Annotated in this window: 16 protein-coding genes; 12 read left to right on the forward strand and 4 right to left on the reverse strand. The window is 74.6% G+C overall.

The genetic code is table 11. The features are described from left to right. Positions 1-92: 92 nt before the first annotated feature. The 8 genes from hemE (at position 93) to EDD28_RS06875 (ending at position 8,536) form a co-directional block, all read left to right on the forward strand. On the forward strand, positions 93-1,190 hold the full coding sequence (gene hemE, locus EDD28_RS06840; RefSeq protein ID WP_123738923.1) for a uroporphyrinogen decarboxylase: 1,098 nt from the start codon (positions 93-95) through the stop codon (positions 1,188-1,190). Then, positions 1,187-2,551, forward strand: coding sequence for a protoporphyrinogen/coproporphyrinogen oxidase (locus tag EDD28_RS06845; protein ID WP_123738924.1), 1,365 nt, complete (start codon positions 1,187-1,189; stop codon positions 2,549-2,551). The genes hemE and EDD28_RS06845 overlap by 4 nt, the downstream gene beginning before the upstream one ends. Beyond that, entirely contained in the window at positions 2,548-3,237 is a 690-nt protein-coding gene (gene hemQ, locus EDD28_RS06850; protein WP_123738925.1) for a hydrogen peroxide-dependent heme synthase, read from the forward strand. Before EDD28_RS06845 ends, hemQ begins: the two co-directional genes overlap by 4 nt. Before the next feature lie 80 nt (positions 3,238-3,317). Then, positions 3,318-4,472, forward strand: coding sequence for a ferrochelatase (locus tag EDD28_RS06855; RefSeq protein WP_123739981.1), 1,155 nt, complete (start codon positions 3,318-3,320; stop codon positions 4,470-4,472). Further along, a complete protein-coding gene (hemC, locus tag EDD28_RS06860) occupies positions 4,469-5,455 on the forward strand; it encodes a hydroxymethylbilane synthase (protein WP_123738926.1) in 987 nt (328 codons plus the stop codon). The genes EDD28_RS06855 and hemC overlap by 4 nt, the downstream gene beginning before the upstream one ends. Then, entirely contained in the window at positions 5,452-6,195 is a 744-nt protein-coding gene (locus tag EDD28_RS06865; protein WP_123738927.1) for a uroporphyrinogen-III synthase, read from the forward strand. Before hemC ends, EDD28_RS06865 begins: the two co-directional genes overlap by 4 nt. Next, positions 6,192-7,160: a porphobilinogen synthase gene (gene hemB / locus EDD28_RS06870; RefSeq protein ID WP_123738928.1), complete on the forward strand. Its 969-nt coding sequence runs from the start codon at positions 6,192-6,194 to the stop codon at positions 7,158-7,160. Before EDD28_RS06865 ends, hemB begins: the two co-directional genes overlap by 4 nt. Continuing rightward, on the forward strand, positions 7,148-8,536 hold the full coding sequence (locus EDD28_RS06875; RefSeq protein WP_123738929.1) for a glutamate-1-semialdehyde 2,1-aminomutase: 1,389 nt from the start codon (positions 7,148-7,150) through the stop codon (positions 8,534-8,536). Before hemB ends, EDD28_RS06875 begins: the two co-directional genes overlap by 13 nt. 15 nt (positions 8,537-8,551) lie before the next feature. Here EDD28_RS06875 and EDD28_RS06880 read toward each other — a convergent pair whose 3' ends face one another. Both EDD28_RS06880 and EDD28_RS06885 read right to left on the reverse strand, forming a co-directional pair. Continuing rightward, positions 8,552-9,403, reverse strand: coding sequence for a MerR family transcriptional regulator (locus tag EDD28_RS06880; protein ID WP_342769928.1), 852 nt, complete (start codon positions 9,401-9,403; stop codon positions 8,552-8,554). A 67-nt stretch (positions 9,404-9,470) separates the two neighbouring features. After that, entirely contained in the window at positions 9,471-10,481 is a 1,011-nt protein-coding gene (locus tag EDD28_RS06885) for a LacI family DNA-binding transcriptional regulator (protein ID WP_123738931.1), read from the reverse strand. A 229-nt stretch (positions 10,482-10,710) separates the two neighbouring features. On the opposite strand from EDD28_RS06885, the gene EDD28_RS06890 reads away from it, so the two are divergent. The 4 genes from EDD28_RS06890 (at position 10,711) to EDD28_RS06905 (ending at position 15,854) form a co-directional block, all read left to right on the forward strand. After that, positions 10,711-12,054, forward strand: a complete 1,344-nt coding sequence (locus tag EDD28_RS06890; protein WP_123738932.1) for an ABC transporter substrate-binding protein — start codon at positions 10,711-10,713, stop codon at positions 12,052-12,054. 61 nt (positions 12,055-12,115) lie between these two features. After that, on the forward strand, positions 12,116-13,042 hold the full coding sequence (locus tag EDD28_RS06895; RefSeq protein ID WP_123738933.1) for a carbohydrate ABC transporter permease: 927 nt from the start codon (positions 12,116-12,118) through the stop codon (positions 13,040-13,042). Between the two features lie 13 nt (positions 13,043-13,055). Then, positions 13,056-13,874 carry a carbohydrate ABC transporter permease gene (locus tag EDD28_RS06900; RefSeq protein WP_123738934.1) on the forward strand — a complete coding sequence of 273 codons (819 nt, stop codon included), beginning with the start codon at positions 13,056-13,058 and terminating at the stop codon, positions 13,872-13,874. 3 nt (positions 13,875-13,877) lie between these two features. Further along, positions 13,878-15,854, forward strand: coding sequence for a glycoside hydrolase family 127 protein (locus tag EDD28_RS06905; protein WP_123738935.1), 1,977 nt, complete (start codon positions 13,878-13,880; stop codon positions 15,852-15,854). Positions 15,855-15,869: 15 nt separating this feature from the next. Here EDD28_RS06905 and EDD28_RS06910 read toward each other — a convergent pair whose 3' ends face one another. Both EDD28_RS06910 and EDD28_RS06915 read right to left on the reverse strand, forming a co-directional pair. Next, positions 15,870-16,271: a hypothetical protein gene (locus tag EDD28_RS06910; protein ID WP_123738936.1), complete on the reverse strand. Its 402-nt coding sequence runs from the start codon at positions 16,269-16,271 to the stop codon at positions 15,870-15,872. Beyond that, positions 16,268-16,891, reverse strand: coding sequence for a nucleotidyltransferase domain-containing protein (locus EDD28_RS06915; RefSeq protein ID WP_123738937.1), 624 nt, complete (start codon positions 16,889-16,891; stop codon positions 16,268-16,270). The genes EDD28_RS06910 and EDD28_RS06915 overlap by 4 nt, the downstream gene beginning before the upstream one ends. Between the last annotated feature and the right edge of the window lie 52 nt (positions 16,892-16,943).

Below are 16,943 nucleotides of genomic sequence, written 5' to 3' on the forward strand. Positions count from 1 at the left end.
AGTAAAGCCGCAGGTCAGAGGGATATGACGGTGCGTCACGACAGTTCGTCAGGACGCGCTCGCCGCCGCCGAGAAGGTGCGAGGATGGCGGCGTGACCCTGCCGGAGAACCACCCGCTGGCCACGGGAGCGACATCTGATGCTCCACTCCTGCGCGCCTACCGGGGCGAGCCTCCCCAGCATCTCCCGGTGTGGTTCATGCGCCAGGCCGGCCGCTCGCTGCCCGAGTACCGAGCGCTGCGCGCGGGTGGTGACATGCTCGCCGCCTGCCTCGACCCGGCACTCGTCGCGGAGATCACGCTCCAGCCCGTGCGACGCCACGGCGTCGACGCGGCGATCCTCTTCAGCGACATCGTCGTTCCCGTCCTCCTCGCCGGGGTCGAGGTCTCGATCGTCCCCGGACGCGGCCCCGTCCTCGCCTCTCCCGTGCGCACGCCCGGCGACGTCGCCGCCCTGCCCCAGCTCGACCCCGAGGCGCTCGCGCCGATCCGGCGGGCCGTGTCCATCGCGGTCGCCGAGCTCGGGCGGACCCCGCTCATCGCCTTCGCCGGCGCCCCGTTCACCCTCGCCTCCTACCTGGTGGAGGGCGGCCCCTCCAAGGACCAGCTGCGCGCCCGCACGATGGCCGCGGCCGACCCGGCGACCTTCGACGCGCTCCTCGCGTGGTGCGCGTCGGTCTCGGGGGCCTTCCTGTCCGCGCAGGTGGAGGCGGGTGCGAGCGCGGCGCAGCTCTTCGACTCCTGGGGCGGCTCGCTGAGCCGTGACACGTGGCTGGGTCAGGTCGCGCCCCACACGGCCCGCACGTTCGGGGCGCTGGACGGGCTGCCCGTCCCGCGCGTCCACTTCGGGCTCGGGATGGACCGGCTCGCCGCCGACCTGCCCCGGTACGGGGCTGACGTCATCGGGGTCGACTGGCGGACGCCGCTCGACGTCGTCGCCGCGCGCGTGCCGGGGCGCCCGCTCCAGGGGAACGTCGACCCGGCGATCCTCGGCGCGGACGACGACGCCGTGCGGTCGCACGTGCTCGAGGTGGTCCGCCGGGGTCGCGCGGCGGCGGGCCACGTGGTGAACCTCGGCCACGGCGTGCCGCCGGAGACCGACCCGGACGTGCTGACCCGCATCGTCGCTCTCGTCCACGAGCAGGACGTCCCCCAGCAGGATGCCGACGGGCCGGACCCCGTCCGACCATGACCGAGGCACCCGTCATCGTCGTCGGGGCCGGGATCGGCGGCCTGGCGCTCGCGCAGCGCGCCGCGTCGCTCGGCCGCACCGTCGTCGTCCTCGAGCGCTCCGGCCGCGTGGGCGGCCAGATCGAGCTCGCCGGTGTCGGCGGCCGCGAGATCGACCTGGGCGCGGAGTCGTTCGCCGTCCGCGGGGGCGCCGGCGCCGAGCTGCTCGACGAGCTCGGCCTCGGCGACGAGCTGACGCTGCCCCGTCCCGCCGCTGCGTGGGTGCACGCCGACCCGCGTCCGTACCCGCTCCCGGCCACCGGTCTCCTCGGCATCCCGACCAGGCCGCTCGCCTCCGACGTCCGGCTGGCCCTCGGCCTGCCGGGCGCCATCAGGGCGGCCGCCGACCGCGTGCTCCCGCGACTGCGCGCCGGTGCGGACACCATCGGGGAGCGCACGCTGGGCGAGGTCGTCGGCCGGCGGATGGGGCGGCGCGCGACGGAGCGACTCGTCGACCCGGTCGTCCGGGGCGTCTACTCGGCGCGCGCGGCGGACCTCCGCCTCGCGACCGCCTCACCGCAGCTCGCCCGGGCGCTCGCGGAGCACGGGCGGCTCGCTCCCGCGGCGGCCGCGGTCCGCGCCTCGTCGCCGGCCGGCTCCGCGGTGGCGGGCGTCCGGGGCGGGATCGGGCGCCTGGTCGCGGCGCTCGCCGGCGACCTGGAGCGGCTCGGCGCCCGCGTCCGGCTCGGAGCCGACGTCACCGCCGTCGCGGCGGACCACGTGGTCGTCGACGGTCAGCGGATCGACGGGTTCGTCGTCGTCGCCGCGCCCGGTCTCGTCGGTGAGGTGACCGCGCGGCGCACCATCACCGTCGTCGCCGCAGCGGTCAGGTCCCGCGAGCTCGACGCGGCTCCGCGGGGGACGGGCGTGCTCGTGGCTCCGGGCGCGCGCGGGATCACCGCGCGGGCGCTCACCCACTCCAGCGTGAAGTGGTCGTGGCTCGCCGCGTGGGACGGCGTCCACCTCCTCCGGCTGTCCTACGACGTCCCGCCCGGACCCGAGCGACTCGCCGGCGTCGTCGCCGCCGACGTCGCGCGCCTCACCGGCGCGCGTGACGTCGAGGTGCTCGACGTCGTGACCCGCACCTGGACCCGCACCGTCGGGGTGCGGCCGCCCGGGGCCGCGGCCGTCCCCGGCCCCCTCGTCGTCGGCGAGGCGTCGGGCAGGTCCGGCCTCGCCGCGATCCTCGCGCACGTCCGCGGGGACGACGTCGTCCGGGCCCTCGACCCGGCGGGCGCGGTCCCCGCCATCCGCGCGCCGGCCGGCACCCCGGCGCGCGCGCACACCCCCCGGACCATCGACGAAAGGACGTCTCTCCCATGACCAGCGAGCACGGCACCGATGACACCGGTCCGGCGGCGACCCCGGACCGGATCGGCTACGCCCTCTGGGCGACCTTCCGACGCGTCGGTCGCCACGACGTCGGCGACCTGGCAGCCGCGCGGCGCGACGTCGAGGCGCTCGGCGTCCGGATCCGCGGGCTGTACGACGTCTCCGGCCTGCGCGCGGACGCCGATCTCCTCGTCTGGCTCGTCGGCTCGGACGCGGCGGCGCTGCAGGCGGCGCTGCGGGTCCTGCGGCGCGTCGAGCCGTTCGCCTCGATGAGCGGGACCTGGAACGCGCTCGGCGTGCATCGCGACGCGGAGTTCGCACGCCACCACGCGCCCGCCTACCTGCGCGGACTGCCGCCTCGGGCGTGGGTCACCGTGTACCCGTTCGTGCGCTCCTACGACTGGTACGTGCTGCCGGAGGAGGAGCGGCGCGACATGCTCGCCGAGCACGGCCGCAAGGGGAGCTCCTACCCGCAGGTCCAGACCAACACGGTCGCGTCCTTCGCCCTCGGCGACTACGAGTGGCTGCTCGCGCTCGAGGCGGACGACCCGCTCGACCTCGTCGACCTCATGCGGCACCTGCGCGCGACCAGGGCTCGACTGCACGTGCGTGAGGAGCTGCCGTTCTTCACGGGCCGGATGCTCGGTGACGACGAGGTCGCGGAGGTCGTGTCGTGAGCGCGTCGGGCCTCGACCGGGTCGCAGTCCCCTCCGCGGCCGGCCCCGAGACGGTCGACGAGGCCGGCTGCGGGGCGCGGGTGCCGTTCGCGTCGCCGGCTGCGGCCGACGGCCCCGAGCACGTCGAGACACCCGTCGACTACGACGCGATCCTGCTCGCCGGCTTCGGCGGGCCGGAGGGTCAGGACGACGTCATCCCCTTCCTGCGCAACGTCACCCGCGGGCGGGGCATCCCCGACGAGCGGCTCGAGGAGGTGGCCCACCACTACCGGGCCTTCGGGGGCGTCAGCCCGATCAACGAGCACAACCGCCAGCTCAAGGCGGCGCTGGAGGCGGAGCTGGCCCGGCGAGGCATCGACCTGCCGGTCTACTGGGGCAACCGCAACTGGGCGCCCTACCTGGAGGAGGCCGTGACCCAGGCGGCGGACGCGGGGGACACCACGCTCATCGCGATCGCGACGAGCGCCTACTCCAGCTTCTCCTCCTGCCGGCAGTATCGCGAGGACTTCGCGCGGGTGCTGACCTCGACCGGTCTCGGCGACCGCGTGACGATCGACAAGGTGCGCCCGTTCTTCGACCACCCGGGGTTCGTCCACACGTTCGTCGAGGGGGTGAACGACGGCGTCGCGGGGTTCCTCGGCCGCGGGCTCGCGCCCGAGGAGATCCGCGTGCTGTTCTCCACCCACTCCATCCCGATGACCGACGCCGAGCGCTCCGGCCCGTCCTCGCTCGGGCTCGGCGACGGCGGGGCGTACGCCGCGCAGCACCTGGCCGTCGGTGCGCACGTCATGCGTCGGGTGGCCGAGCGGCAGGGAGTCGAGGTGCCGTGGGACCTGGTCTACCAGTCGCGGTCCGGCCCGCCCTCGCAGCCGTGGCTCGAGCCGGACATCAACGACGCGATCGAGCAGCTGCCCGGGGCCGGGGTCAAGGCCGTGGTGATCGTGCCGCTCGGGTTCGTGAGCGACCACATGGAGGTGCTCTGGGACCTCGACACCGAGGCGCTCGAGGCCGCCGAGGAGGCTGGGCTCGCCGCCGTCCGGACGCCGACGCCCGGCGTCGACCCCACCTACGTGAGCGGGCTCGTCGATCTCGTCGTCGAGCGGCTCGAGGGGACCCCGGCCGCGCGGCGCCAGGCGCTCACAGCTCTCGGTCCCTGGTACGACGTCTGCCGCCCGGGCTGCTGCGAGAACGTCCGGGCGGGCTTCAAGCCGGCGGCCGCCGGGCTCGCCCCGTGACCCTGCGGGTCGGGGGGCGTCTGCGGGTCGGGACGCGCGGGAGCGCGCTCGCGCTGGCGCAGTGCACCGCGCTCCTCGCCGGCGTCCGGGCCGGTGGTGTCGAGGTCGAGGTCGTGCCGATCGTCTCGGCCGGCGACCGGACGACGGCCTCGCTGGCATCCCTCGGCGGCACCGGCGTGTTCGTCACGACCCTGCGCGAGGCGCTCCTGACCGGTGAGGTCGACGCGATCGTCCACTCCTGCAAGGACCTGCCGACGGCGCCCCACGCCGGGATCGAGCTCGCCGCGCTGCCGCGTCGCGCCGACGCCAGGGACGCGCTCGTCACCGCCACCGGCGCCGGGCTCGCCGACCTGCCGGCCGGGGCCGTGGTCGGGACGGGGTCGCCGCGCCGCCGCGCCCAGGTCCTGCGCGCACGGCCCGACCTCGTCGTCCGCGACATCCGGGGCAACGTCGACACGCGGCTGCGCCGCGTGCTCGCCCCCCGCGGTGACGACGAGCCGCTCGACGCCGTCGTGCTCGCCGGCGCCGGGCTGGACCGGCTGGGTCGCGGGGAGGTGGTGACCGAGCGGTTCGCGCTCGACGCCTGGCCGACCGCCCCCGCGCAGGGCGTGCTCGCCGTGGAGATTCGCGACGACGCGGCCGCGGACGTCCGGGACGTGGTCGGGGAGCTCGACGATGCCGAGGCCCGGGCGGCCGCCACCGCGGAGCGGGAGGTGCTCCGGCTGCTCGAGGCGGGCTGCGCCGCGCCACTGGGCGTCGCCGTGGTCGACGGTCGCCCGGACCGACCCGTCGGACCACCCGGGTCGACCCGGCCGACGGCCGAGCTCGACCCCCCGGTGCTCCTGGCCCGGGTCTACGCGCTCGACGGCACCGCGATGATCGACGCGAGGGCCCCGCTCGGACCCGGCTCGGCGCGCGCCGTCGTCGAGGAGCTGCTCGCGGCCGGCGCCGCCGATCTCGCGCCGCTCGGGGTCGGACGGTGACGTCCCTGGTCGGCCGGACGGTGCTGCTCGCGCAGAACCGTCCTGAGCGGTGGGTGGCCGAGGTCGAGGCGCGCGGGGGCGTCGCCCTCGTGGCGCCCGTCCAGACGGTCGAGCCGGCCATCGATCCCGCGGGGCTCCCCCGTGCGCTCGGTGGGCTCGAACCGGGGGACTGGCTCGTGCTCACCAGCCCGTCGGCGGTCTCGGCGCTCGCCGCGGCCGGAGCCGTCCCCGCCGGGATCCGCGTCGCCGTCGTCGGTCCCGGGACACGCGACGCGGCGCGTGAGATCGGCCTGGAGCCGGAGCTGACTCCCGACGACGCGTCCGCGGCCGGGTTGCTCGCGGCGTGGCCCGAGACCGCGAGCGGGACGCGCGCGCTGCTCCCGCTCTCCTCGCTCGCGCCGGACACGCTCGCCCGGGGCCTGGCCGACCGCGGACTGGCGCCGGTGCGCGTCGAGGCCTACCGGGTCGAGCCGTCGCCCCTGCCCGGCCCCGCCCGCGCGGCCCTTGCCGAGCGGGCGGTCGACGCCGTCGTGCTCAGCTCGGCCTCGTCAGCGCGACGGCTGGTGTCGGTGGCCCCGTGGCTGCCCCGCGTCGTGGCCTGCATCGGCGAGTCGACCGCCGCCGCGGCGCGCGCCGCGGGCCTCGACGTGACGCTGGTGGCGAGCCGGCCGGTTCCCGGCGTGGTCGTCGCAGAGCTCGCAGACGTCCTGAGAACCGACCGACCCGCGGAGAGCCCATGACCACCATCCGCCCCCGTCGCCTGCGCGCGACGCCCGCGCTGCGCGCCGCAGCCCGCGAGACGCGCCTGCACCCGCGCGAGCTCGTGCTGCCGCTGTTCGTCCGCGAGGGCATCGACGCCCCGCGCCCGATCGCGTCGATGCCCGGCGTCCAGCAGCACTCGCTCGACGGGCTCCGCCGCGTGCTCGTCCAGGCCGCGGACGCCGGGATCGGCGGCGTCATGATCTTCGGCGTCCCCGAGCGCAAGGACGCCAGCGGCTCGGGTGCGGACGACCCCGACGGCATCCTCAACGTCGCCAGCCGGGTCGCGGTCGCCGAGGTCGGCGACGCGCTCGTCGTGCAGACCGACCTGTGCCTCGACGAGTTCACGGACCACGGGCACTGCGGTGTCCTGGACGACCGCGGCGTCGTCGACAACGACGCGACCCTCGCCCGCTACGAGGCGATGGCGCTCGCCCAGGCGGAGGCCGGCTCCGCGCTGCTGGGCCTGTCCGGGATGATGGACGGCCAGGTCGCGGCCGTCCGCGCTGCGCTGGACCGCGCCGGCTTCACCGGGACGGCGCTGCTCGCCTACAGCGCGAAGTACGCGTCGGCGTTCTACGGGCCGTTCCGCGAGGCCGTGGGCTCCAGCCTGCGCGGCGACCGGCTCACCTACCAGCTCGACCCCGGCAACGGGCGCGAGGGCGTGCGCGAGGCGGTGCTCGACGTCGAGGAGGGGGCCGACGTCGTCATGGTGAAGCCCGCTGGCGGCTACCTCGACGTGCTCCGCCGCGTGGCCGACGTGGTGCCCGTGCCGGTCTGGGCCTACCAGGTGAGCGGGGAGTACTCGATGCTCGAGGCCGCCGCCGCCAACGGCTGGATCGCCCGCGAGCGCGCCGTGCTCGAGTCGCTCACGTCGATCCGGCGGGCGGGCGCCGAGTCGATCCTCACCTACTACGCGCTGGAGGCCGCGGCATGGCTGGACTGAGCGACCGATCGCCCGGGCTCGATCCGGGGGTGCGCGACGCCGCGGGGTCGGCGAGCAACGAGGCCGAGTTCGACGCCGCTCGCGGGGTCATCCCCGGCGGCGTGAACTCGCCGGTCCGCGCCTACGCGTCGGTCGGCGGGACGCCGCGGTTCGTCGCGAGCGCGTCGGGGGCCCGGGTGACGGACGTGGCTGGGCGGGACTACGTCGACCTCGTCGGGTCGTGGGGACCGGCGCTGCTCGGGCACGCGCACCCGGAGGTCGTGGCGGCCGTCCAGGCGGCGGCCGCGCGCGGGCTGTCCTTCGGGGCGCCGACCCACGGTGAGACGGAGCTCGCGGCCCTCGTGCTCGCGCGGCTGGCGGAGCACGCGCGACCCGTGGCCGAGCGCGTCCGGCTGGTCTCGACGGGCACCGAGGCGACGATGACGGCGATCCGGCTCGCCCGCGCCGCGACGGGCCGCGACCTGGTGGTGAAGTTCGCCGGCCACTACCACGGCCACTCCGACGGGTTGCTGGCCGAGGCCGGGTCGGGACTGGCGACGCAGGCGCTCCCGGCGTCGTCGGGCGTGCCCGCGGCGATCGCGGCCCAGACGATCGTGCTGCCCTACAACGACCTGGCGGCGCTCGGCGCGGCGTTCGACGCGCACCCCGGCCGGATCGCGGCCGTCATCACGGAGGCGGCCGGGGCCAACGCTGGCGTCCTCGCGCCCGAGCCCGGGTTCAACGCCGCGCTCGCGCGTCTCGCGGGTGCCGAGGGCGCGCTCGTCGTGCTCGACGAGGTGCTCACCGGCTTCCGGGTCGGACCCGCCGGGTGGTGGGGGCTCGAGACCGCCGCGGGGGCGGCGTGGGAGCCCGACCTCCTCACGTTCGGCAAGGTGATCGGCGGGGGGATGCCGCTGGCGGCGCTGGCCGGCCGGGCGAGCCTGATGGAGCTGCTCGCCCCGCTCGGGCCGGTGTACCAGGCCGGCACGCTCAGCGGTAACCCGCTGGCCGTCGCGGCCGGGCTGGCGACGCTGCGGCTCGCCGACGCCGAGGTGTACCGGCGGATCGACGCGGCGGCCGGGGTGGTGGCCGACGCCGTCGAGGAGACGTTCGCGACCGTCGGGCAGCCGGTGACCGTCTCCCGGGCCGGGAGCCTGTTCTCGCTCGCGTTCCGCTCGGGTGCCGTGCGCGACTACGACGACGCCCGGGACCAGGAGTCCTGGCGCTACGCGCCGTTCTTCGCCTCGATGCTCGCCGACGGGGTGTCGCTGCCGCCGAGCGTGTTCGAGGCGTGGTTCCTGTCCGCCGCGCACGGCGAGGAGGACGTGGCTCGGGTGCTGGACGCGCTGCCGCGGGCGGCGCGGGCCGCCGCGGCAGCGCGTCCGGCCGACGGGTAGCCGCCGGCCCGCCGGCTACCCCTGCCGCGCCGCCCAGGCCCGCAGGGCGTCCCGCACGAACGCGGGGCCGTTCTCCACGGCGTGCACCGGGTCGCCGGTCCAGTTGGCCCGGAACCGCTCGTCGCCGACGTACATGTCGGCGAGGCCGAGGACGTACGCGGTCCTCTCCCCGGCGTCGCCGCTGCGCGCGGGCGTGCCCGGGACCGACGTCAGCCAGGCGACGTGCCGCTCCGCCAGCGCCTGGGCGGCCGCCCCGGCCGGGTCCTCGCCGGCCACGGCCGCCGCGACCCACGCGGCGTTGAGGTCGGCGACCTCGCGCTGCAGGTCGCGCTTCTCGTCGTCGGACCTGCCCTCCCACCAGGCGGTCGACGTCTCGTAGGCGTCGCGCCCCCAGCGGCGGGTGACCTCCTCCTCGTACTGCGTGTGGTCGAACCCGTCGAACATCTCACTCGTCATGGCGCTTCCTTCCTCGCGTGCCCGGATCGTCCGCCGGACGGCGGCGATCCTCCGGTCGAGCGCCGTGCGCTCGACCTCGAGCAGCTCCAGGTGGGCCGTGAGGGCCTCCGTCTCCGAGGTCGCCGGTGCGGGCCGCGCCGCGGTCCCGTCCCCCGGCGCCGGCCCGCCCCCCGCCGCCGTCGACCCGACGACGCGGCCGATCGTGGCCAGCGAGAGGCCGAGATCGCGCAGCAGGAGGATGCGCTGGAGCCGGACGAGGGCGTCGTCGTCGTAGTGACGGATGCCGCCGGCGGCGACGAACGACGGCGGCAGCAGCCCGATCGCGTCGTAGTGGCGCAGCGTCCGGCTGGTCACGCCGGTGCGGCGCACCACGTCCTGGATGCTCCAGCCGACCATGTCTCGACGGCTCACGTGTCCTCCCGCCCCTCTGGTGTGCTCGGGACGTGACTCTGCCGCTTGACGTCACGTCAAGCGCAAGTCAGCCGGTCGGCACCGTCGACTCCCGCAGGACGAGCGAGGACTCGACGTACTCGATGCCGGGTGTCCCGCGTCCGTCGATCGCGTCGAACAGCCGCTGCGCCGCGCGCCGGCCGACCGTCTCCAGGTGCATGTCGACGCTGGTGAGCGACGGCCGCGAGCCCGCGGCGAAGATCTCCCAGTTGTCGTGGCCGACGACCGACACCTCGCGCGGGACGGACACGCCCCCCTCGCGCAGCGCGTCCAGCACCCCGCGCGCGATCTGGTCGCTGCCGCACAGGACCGCGTCGAACCCGGGGTTGGACGCGATGAGCAGCTCGACGGCCGCGCGCCCCCACGCCTCGGACCACGCGCCGAACAGCGGCGTCGTCCCCCAGGGCTCGAGCCCGGCGGCCGCGATCGCCGCCAGCGCGCCCTCGGCGCGGGCGTGTGCCGCCCCGTAGGTCGGGTCGCCCGTGACGATCGCGATCCGGGTCCGGCCGCAGGCGAGAAGGTGCTCGGCCGCGATCCGCCCGCCCGTCTCGTGATCGACGGTGACCGACATGTCGTCGGGCCCGGTCGAGGGCGCGTAGGCGTAGACGACCGGGACGCTCAGCTCGCCGAGGCTCGGCCGCGGGTCGTTGCGGGCACCGACGATGACGAGGCCGTCCACCCGTCGACCCTGCAGCGCCTCCAGGTGGTAGGCCTCGCGGAGCGAGTCGCCGCGGGCGTCGCACAGGAGCGCCGACATCTTCCCCAGCCCGGCGGCGTCCTCGACGCCGAGCAGGATCGGGATCGAGAAGCGGCCGTCGAGGTCGTGGGTGACCAGGCCGATGGTCCCGGTGCGCCCGGACAGGAGGCTGCGGGCGAGCGCGTTCGGCTGGAACGCCAGCTCCTTGGCCGCCTCGAGCACGCGCGCCCGGGTGGCCGCCGCGACCTGGTCGCGGTTGTTGAGCGCCTTCGAGGCCGTCGCGATCGAGACCCCCGCCAGCGCGGCGACGTCGGCCAGGGTGGCCGCTCGCTCTGTCGCCATGTCGCCCTCCGCTCCGAAAGCGTTTCAGTCGTGACGCGACTATAGGCGACCCGCGGCCCGGCCCGTGCGCCGATACTCGGAGCGCAAGACCTTCATAACGGTTCGGTCACGGTGTCTTGACGCTCTCTCGTCCCGTCAGTACCGTGACCGAAAACCGTTTCTGTAGTTTCGCAGACGGTCACCGCCGCAGTCGCGGTGCGTGCTTCGATGGAGAAGGCAAGGAGAGGCCATGGGCAAGTCCCATCTCAAGGTGATGCGTGCGGGGGCCGCCGTCCTCGGGGTCGCGCTGGTGCTGACCGCGTGCTCGGGCGGCAACGGTGGCGACGACGCGACGGGCGGGTCGGGGAGCACCGACGGCACGTCGACCGACGGCGGCGGCGCCGCGGCCTCGGGCGAGGGCGTCGACGACGGCACCCAGCTCACCATGTGGACCCGCGCGCCGCTCGAGCGGCAGGCGAAGCTGCTGGTCGAGGCGTACAACGCCTCGCACGAGAACCAGGTGAAGCTCGAGATCATCCCGAACGACGACATGGAGGGCAAGGTCGGGGCCGCGGCTCAGAACAACGACCTGCCCGACCTGCTCGCGGGCGACGTCGTGCGGCTCCCGTACTGGGTCGAGAACGGGCTCTTCACGGACCTGACCAGCCAGATCTCGGGCCTGGAGAACCTCGACGACATCGCGGTCGGCCACATCGACGCCGGCAGGACCGTCGACGGGGAGCTCCACACGCTCCCGTTCGTCACGGACGTCTCCGTCATGGTCTGGAACAAGGACCTCTACGAGGCCGCCGGGCTCGACCCGGAGAAGGGCCCGACGACCGTCCAGGAGTTCGTCGACCAGGCCAAGGCCGTCAACGAGAAGGGCGGCGACGGCGTCTCCGGCACCTACGTCGGCGGCAACTGCGGCGGCTGCCTCGTCTTCACGTGGTTCCCGATGATCTGGGCCTCCGGCGAGGAGGTGCTCTCCGACGACGGCCGCGAGTCGCTGCTCGCGAGCGACGCCGCCAAGGACGTCTACGCCGCGTACCGCGAGCTCAACGACGCTGGCGCGCTCGCTCCGGGGTCCAAGGAGGAGACCGGCGCGACGTGGACCGGCCCGTTCTCCGAGGGCAAGGTCGGCGTGATGCAGTACCCGAACACCGCGGTGTGGGCGGCCATCGAGGCCGGCATCGACGTCGGTGTGACGGCGATCCCCGGCGTCGACGGGAACGGCTCGACGTTCCTCGGCGGTGACGCCATGGGCGTCTCGCGCGACTCCGAGCACGTGGACCAGGCGTGGAACTTCCTCGCCTGGCTCGTCTCCCCGGACGCGCAGCTCGACGTGCTCGCCAAGAACGGCGAGGTCCCGGCGCTCAAGAGCCTGCTCGACAACGAGTACGCCGCCGCCGAGCCGATCGCCCTCGCGATCAACTCCGTCGTCGCGAACGGCCGCACGCCGGTCGCCGCGAACTTCTCCGAGGCGTTCAACGCGTCCGGGAGCCCGTGGGTGACGCTCGTGCGCAACGCCGTGTTCGAGGGCACCGACTCCGTCGACGCCGACAACGACGCCATCACGTCGGTCCTCGACCAGTAGGCCATCGCCGTCGGGCCGCCGGTCGCCGGCGGCCCGACGGCTCCGACCCGAGGAGGACGAGATGGTGGCAACACTGCCCGACATCCAGGTGGCGACGGCCTCGGCCCGTCGTCGCCGACGCGCCAGGTCGCTCACCGGCTGGCTCTACGCCGCGCCGACGGCCGTGCTGGTGCTCACGCTGTTCATCGTGCCGATCGTGCTCGTCGTCGTCATGTCCGGCTCCGACTGGAGCCTGCTGGGCGGCAACCAGGGCGCCAACTTCCCGGCCAACTTCGCCGCCGTCGTCGAGCACCGCCTGTTCTGGCCGTCGATCAGCTTCACGGTGCTCTACACCGTGATCGCGACGGTCCTGCTGATCGGGCTCGGCCTGGGGCTCGCGATGCTCGTCCAGGTCAGCTCGCGGTGGAACGGCTTCCTGCGGACCGCGTTCCTCCTGCCGACGGCGCTCGGCCTGGCGAGCGCCTCGCTCCTGTTCTACGCGCTGTACTCCCCGCAGGTCGGGCCGGTGTCGCAGTGGCTGGAACGGCTCGGGATCACCGAGGGCCTGGTGAGCGTGCTCGGGACGCCGGCCGGCGCGCTCTGGGGAACGGTGTTCCTCATCGTCTGGCGCTTCTCCGGCTTCTACATGCTGCTGCTGCTCGTCGGTCTCCAGGGCATCCCCGGCGACATCTACGAGGCGGCGACGCTCGACGGGGCCAAGCGGTGGCAGACGTTCCGGACCATCACGCTGCCGCTGCTGCGCCCCTCGCTCGCGCTCTCGACGATCATGTGCGTCACCGGCTCGCTGCTCGCCTTCGACCAGTTCTACATCCTGACCAAGGGCGGCCCGGACTCCTCGACCATGACGATCGTCCAGCTCATCTACAACCTGGCGTTCGAGTCCAAGCGCGACCTGGGCATGGCGGCCGCGCTGTCCGTCATCACGCTCCTCGCGCTCGTCGTCGTCAACGTGTTCCAGCTGCGCGCCATGCGCTCGACGGACGACTGAGAGGACCGCCGACATGAGAACTCCGAGCTGGCTCCGCATGCCGCGCTACGTCCTGACGGGCGCCCTCGCCATCGTCTTCCTCTACCCGCTCCTGTGGACGACGGTCGGGTCGGTGTCGCCGCTGCCCGGGTCGGCGCAGGTCGACGGGTACGGCCTCGGCAACTACGTCGCGCTGGCCCAGCACGGGAACGGGCTGCCCCACTACCTGTGGAACTCGGCCGCGATCTCGGGGGTCGCGGTCGTCGTGACGCTCGTCGTCGCCACCCTCGGCGGCTACGCGTTCGCGCGGTTCAGCTTCCCGGGCAAGAACGTGCTCTTCCTGCTGACGCTCTCGATCCTCATGGTCCCGTACGCGACGCTGCTCATCCCGCTCACGATCTGGCTCAAGGCCCTCGGCCTGAACAACACGCTCGTCGGGGTCGGGCTCGTCCTCGCGGTCTTCCAGCTCCCCTTCGCGACGTTCATGATGCGGATCTCGTTCGAGGCCGTGCCGAAGGAGATGGAGGAGGCGGCGCTCATGGACGGCTGCGGTGCCTTCGGGGCGCTGCGCCGGGTCCTGCTCCACGCCGTCAAGCCGGGCCTCATCACGATCGGGCTGTTCGCGTTCCTCGCCGCGTGGAACGACTTCATGGTCCCGCTCTTCCTCGTCGGCGGCGACAGCGCCCCGCTGCCGCTCGCCCTCGTCAACATGCGCCAGCAGGTGATGGGCGTCATCGACTACGGCTCGACCCAGGCCGGCGTCGTCGTCCTGACCGTCCCCTGCGTCCTCCTGTTCCTGCTGCTGCAGCGGCACTACGTCAACGGATTCATGTCCGGGGCTCTGAAGGGCTGAACGATGTCGATCTCCGAAACCTCCGCACCGACGACGCCGGAGGCGACGCCCGTCGCGCCGACGACACCCGCGACACCCGCCGCACCCGCCCCGCCGGCCGCCCCCGTCGCCCCCGGCCGCGGCGCCCTGCGCCCGCTCGGCCTCGGCGACGTCCGCCTCACCGGCGGCTTCTGGGGCGGCTGGCAGGAGGTGAACGCGACCGGGATCATCCCGCACGCCGACGCCTGGGAGGAGCGCGTCGGCTGGGTCGACAACTTCCGTCGCGCGCTCGACGGCACGCTCGTCGGTCACCGCACCGGCCGCGAGTTCTCCGACTCCGACGTCTACAAGCTGCTCGAGGCGATGGCCTGGGAGCACGGCCGCACGGGTGACGCCGCGCTGGACGCGCGCATCCGCGAGGTCGCCACGCTCGTCGCCCGGGTGCAGGAGCCGGACGGGTACCTCAGCACGAGGTTCGGCCGCCCGGGCCAGGGCGAGCGGTACTCCGACCTGGAGTGGGGGCACGAGCTGTACTGCTACGGCCACCTCGTCCAGGCGGCCGTCGCCCGCCTGCGCACCGGGGTGCACGACGAGCTCGTCGACGTCGCGCTGCGTGCCGCCGACCACGTCTGCGCCGAGTTCGGACCGGGCGGTCCGCGCGACGGCGTGTGCGGTCACCCGGAGATCGAGCCGGCGCTCGTCGAGCTCTACCGGGTCACGGGGGAGCCGCGCTACCTCGAGACGGCCCGCGCCTTCGTCGAGCGCCGCGGGCACCGGACGCTGGCCGACATCGAGTTCGGGCGCGCCTACTTCCAGGACGACGTGCCGGTCCGTGAGGCGTCCGACCTGCGCGGCCACGCCGTCCGGGCGCTCTACCTGTCGGCCGGGGCGCTCGACGTCGCCGTCGAGACCGGTGACGAGGAGCTGTTCGACGTCGTGCGCGAGCAGTACCGCCGCGCGCTCGCGCGTCGCACCTACCTCACCGGCGGGATGGGGTCGCACCACCAGGACGAGGCGTTCGGGGAGGACTTCGAGCTGCCGCCGGACCGGGCGTACGCGGAGACCTGCGCGTCGGTCGCCTCGATCATGGTGGCGTGGCGGCTGCTGCTGGCGACGGGCGACGCCGCCTGGGGCGACGTCGTCGAGCGCGCGCTGCACAACGTCGTCGTGACGTCCCCGGCGGCCGACGGTCGCTCGTTCTTCTACACGAACCCGCTGCAGATGCGCGTCGAGGGGGCGCCGGTCGACCCGGACGAGCTCAGTCCCCGGGCGCACGCGCAGCTGCGGGCGCCGTGGTTCGAGGTCTCGTGCTGCCCGACGAACGTGGCGCGGACGCTGGCCCAGCTCGCGACCTACGTCGCGACGGCGAGCGACGACGGCATCCAGCTCCACCAGCTCGCGCCCGCGACGATCGACGTCGAGCTGCCCGACGCGGGGCGCCTCCGGCTCGAGGTGGTGACCGGCTACCCGTACGCCGGTGAGGTCGAGGTGCGGGTGCTGGAGAGCCTCGACGCGCCGTGGGAGCTCGCGATCCGGGTGCCGGCGTGGGCGGTCGGGGCGGCGACGCTCGACGGCGAGCCCGTCCCGGGGGACGGTCGTGTCGCGCGGGTGCGGCGGACGTTCCGGTCCGGTGAGACGGTCCGGCTGGCGCTGCCGATGGCGCCGCGGGTGGTCGGCGCCGATCCGCGCGTCGACGCGGTGCGCGGCTGCGTGGCCGTCGAGCGCGGCCCGTTCGTGCTGGCCGCCGAGTCCGTCGACCTGGACGGTGCCGACGTCGGCCTGCTGCGCGTCGACCCCGCGACCGTCCGGGCGGGCGAGGAGCCGGGAACGGCGCTCGTCGACGGCGTGCTGCTGGACCCGGAGGACGCGGCGTGGCCGTACGGGCCGGGAGCACCGACCGAGCAGGAGGGCGGACGCCGGGTCACGGTCGTGCTGCGCCCCTGCTTCGGCTGGGGCGAACGCGGTCCGGCGACGATGCGGGTGTGGCTCCCGACGCGCTGAGGCGTCGCCGCGACGCTAGATCGATGCCCGTGTCACCAGCGAGCGCGCAGCTCGTTGCGCGCGGACGAGGTTGGTGCCACTGATCGGGGCGTGGCCGTAGCCCGCTCTCGTCTTCATTCCGAGGAGCAGGCTCAGGGCGCTCGCGGCCTGCTTGTCGACCGTGGCCAGGAGCGCCACCGCGTCCTGGTGGTCGGAGCCCTTGGCGTGGCGGCCGATCGCGCCGGCGCAGATCGCGTCCGCGGCCGCGATCCCGGCATGGACGTAGAGGGTGACGGCCGCGTCGGCGACCTCCGCGAGATCGGCCAGCTCCTGCGCGTCGTCGGCGACCTGGAGGAACTGCCTCGCCTTCGTGAGGCGACCCTGCTGGACCGTCCGGTCTGCCGGCACGGTGCGCTGGAGGCCGGGCGCGCGGGTCATGCGTCGACCGCGCGGCGACGGAGGTGTCGTCGGAGCCACGTGGGATCGCCGGCCACGTCGATGCCCTCGCGCAGGACCGAGTCGAAGACGCCGGCGGGAGCGACCTCGGTCGCGCGGTAGACGAGCGGCCTGACGTCGTTCCCGGTCCAGCGGCTCACCTGATGCGCGAGCCGGGCGACCTCGTCGGCGACCGTGTCCTCGTCCGCGTCGTCGGGCGCGACCACGAGGACGTCGATGTCGCTGGACGTCTGCATGTCCCCGCGGGCGGCGGAGCCGAAGATCGCCACGGTCAGCGGTTGGACCGGCCACTCGGCCACGGCCTGGGACATCCGTGCGATCAGGGCGGTCTTGGCATCGGCGATCTGGAGGACGGCGGGTGCCAGCAGATGGTCGCGGTTCAGCGCGTAGGCGCGAACCCGGCCGTGGATGCGCTCATCGAGGACGCCCTGGTCGGTCAGGCGGGCGACCGAGTTGCGCACGCCCTGGCTCGAACCGCTCTCGGGAAGCAGTCGGTGGATCTCGTCGACGGTGAGGTGCTGCTCGGTCCGCGACAGGATCGTGAGGACCTGGGAGTCCAGACCGGTGGGGGCGATCGCCGCGAACGGGTTCTGCAGTCGCATGTGCCGCCTCCTCTCGCCCGGGACGGACCCGATTGTTCCACAAAAGTGGATG

Source organism: Salana multivorans (genome assembly GCF_003751805.1).
GTDB classification, from domain to species: Bacteria; Actinomycetota; Actinomycetes; order Actinomycetales; family Beutenbergiaceae; genus Salana; species Salana multivorans.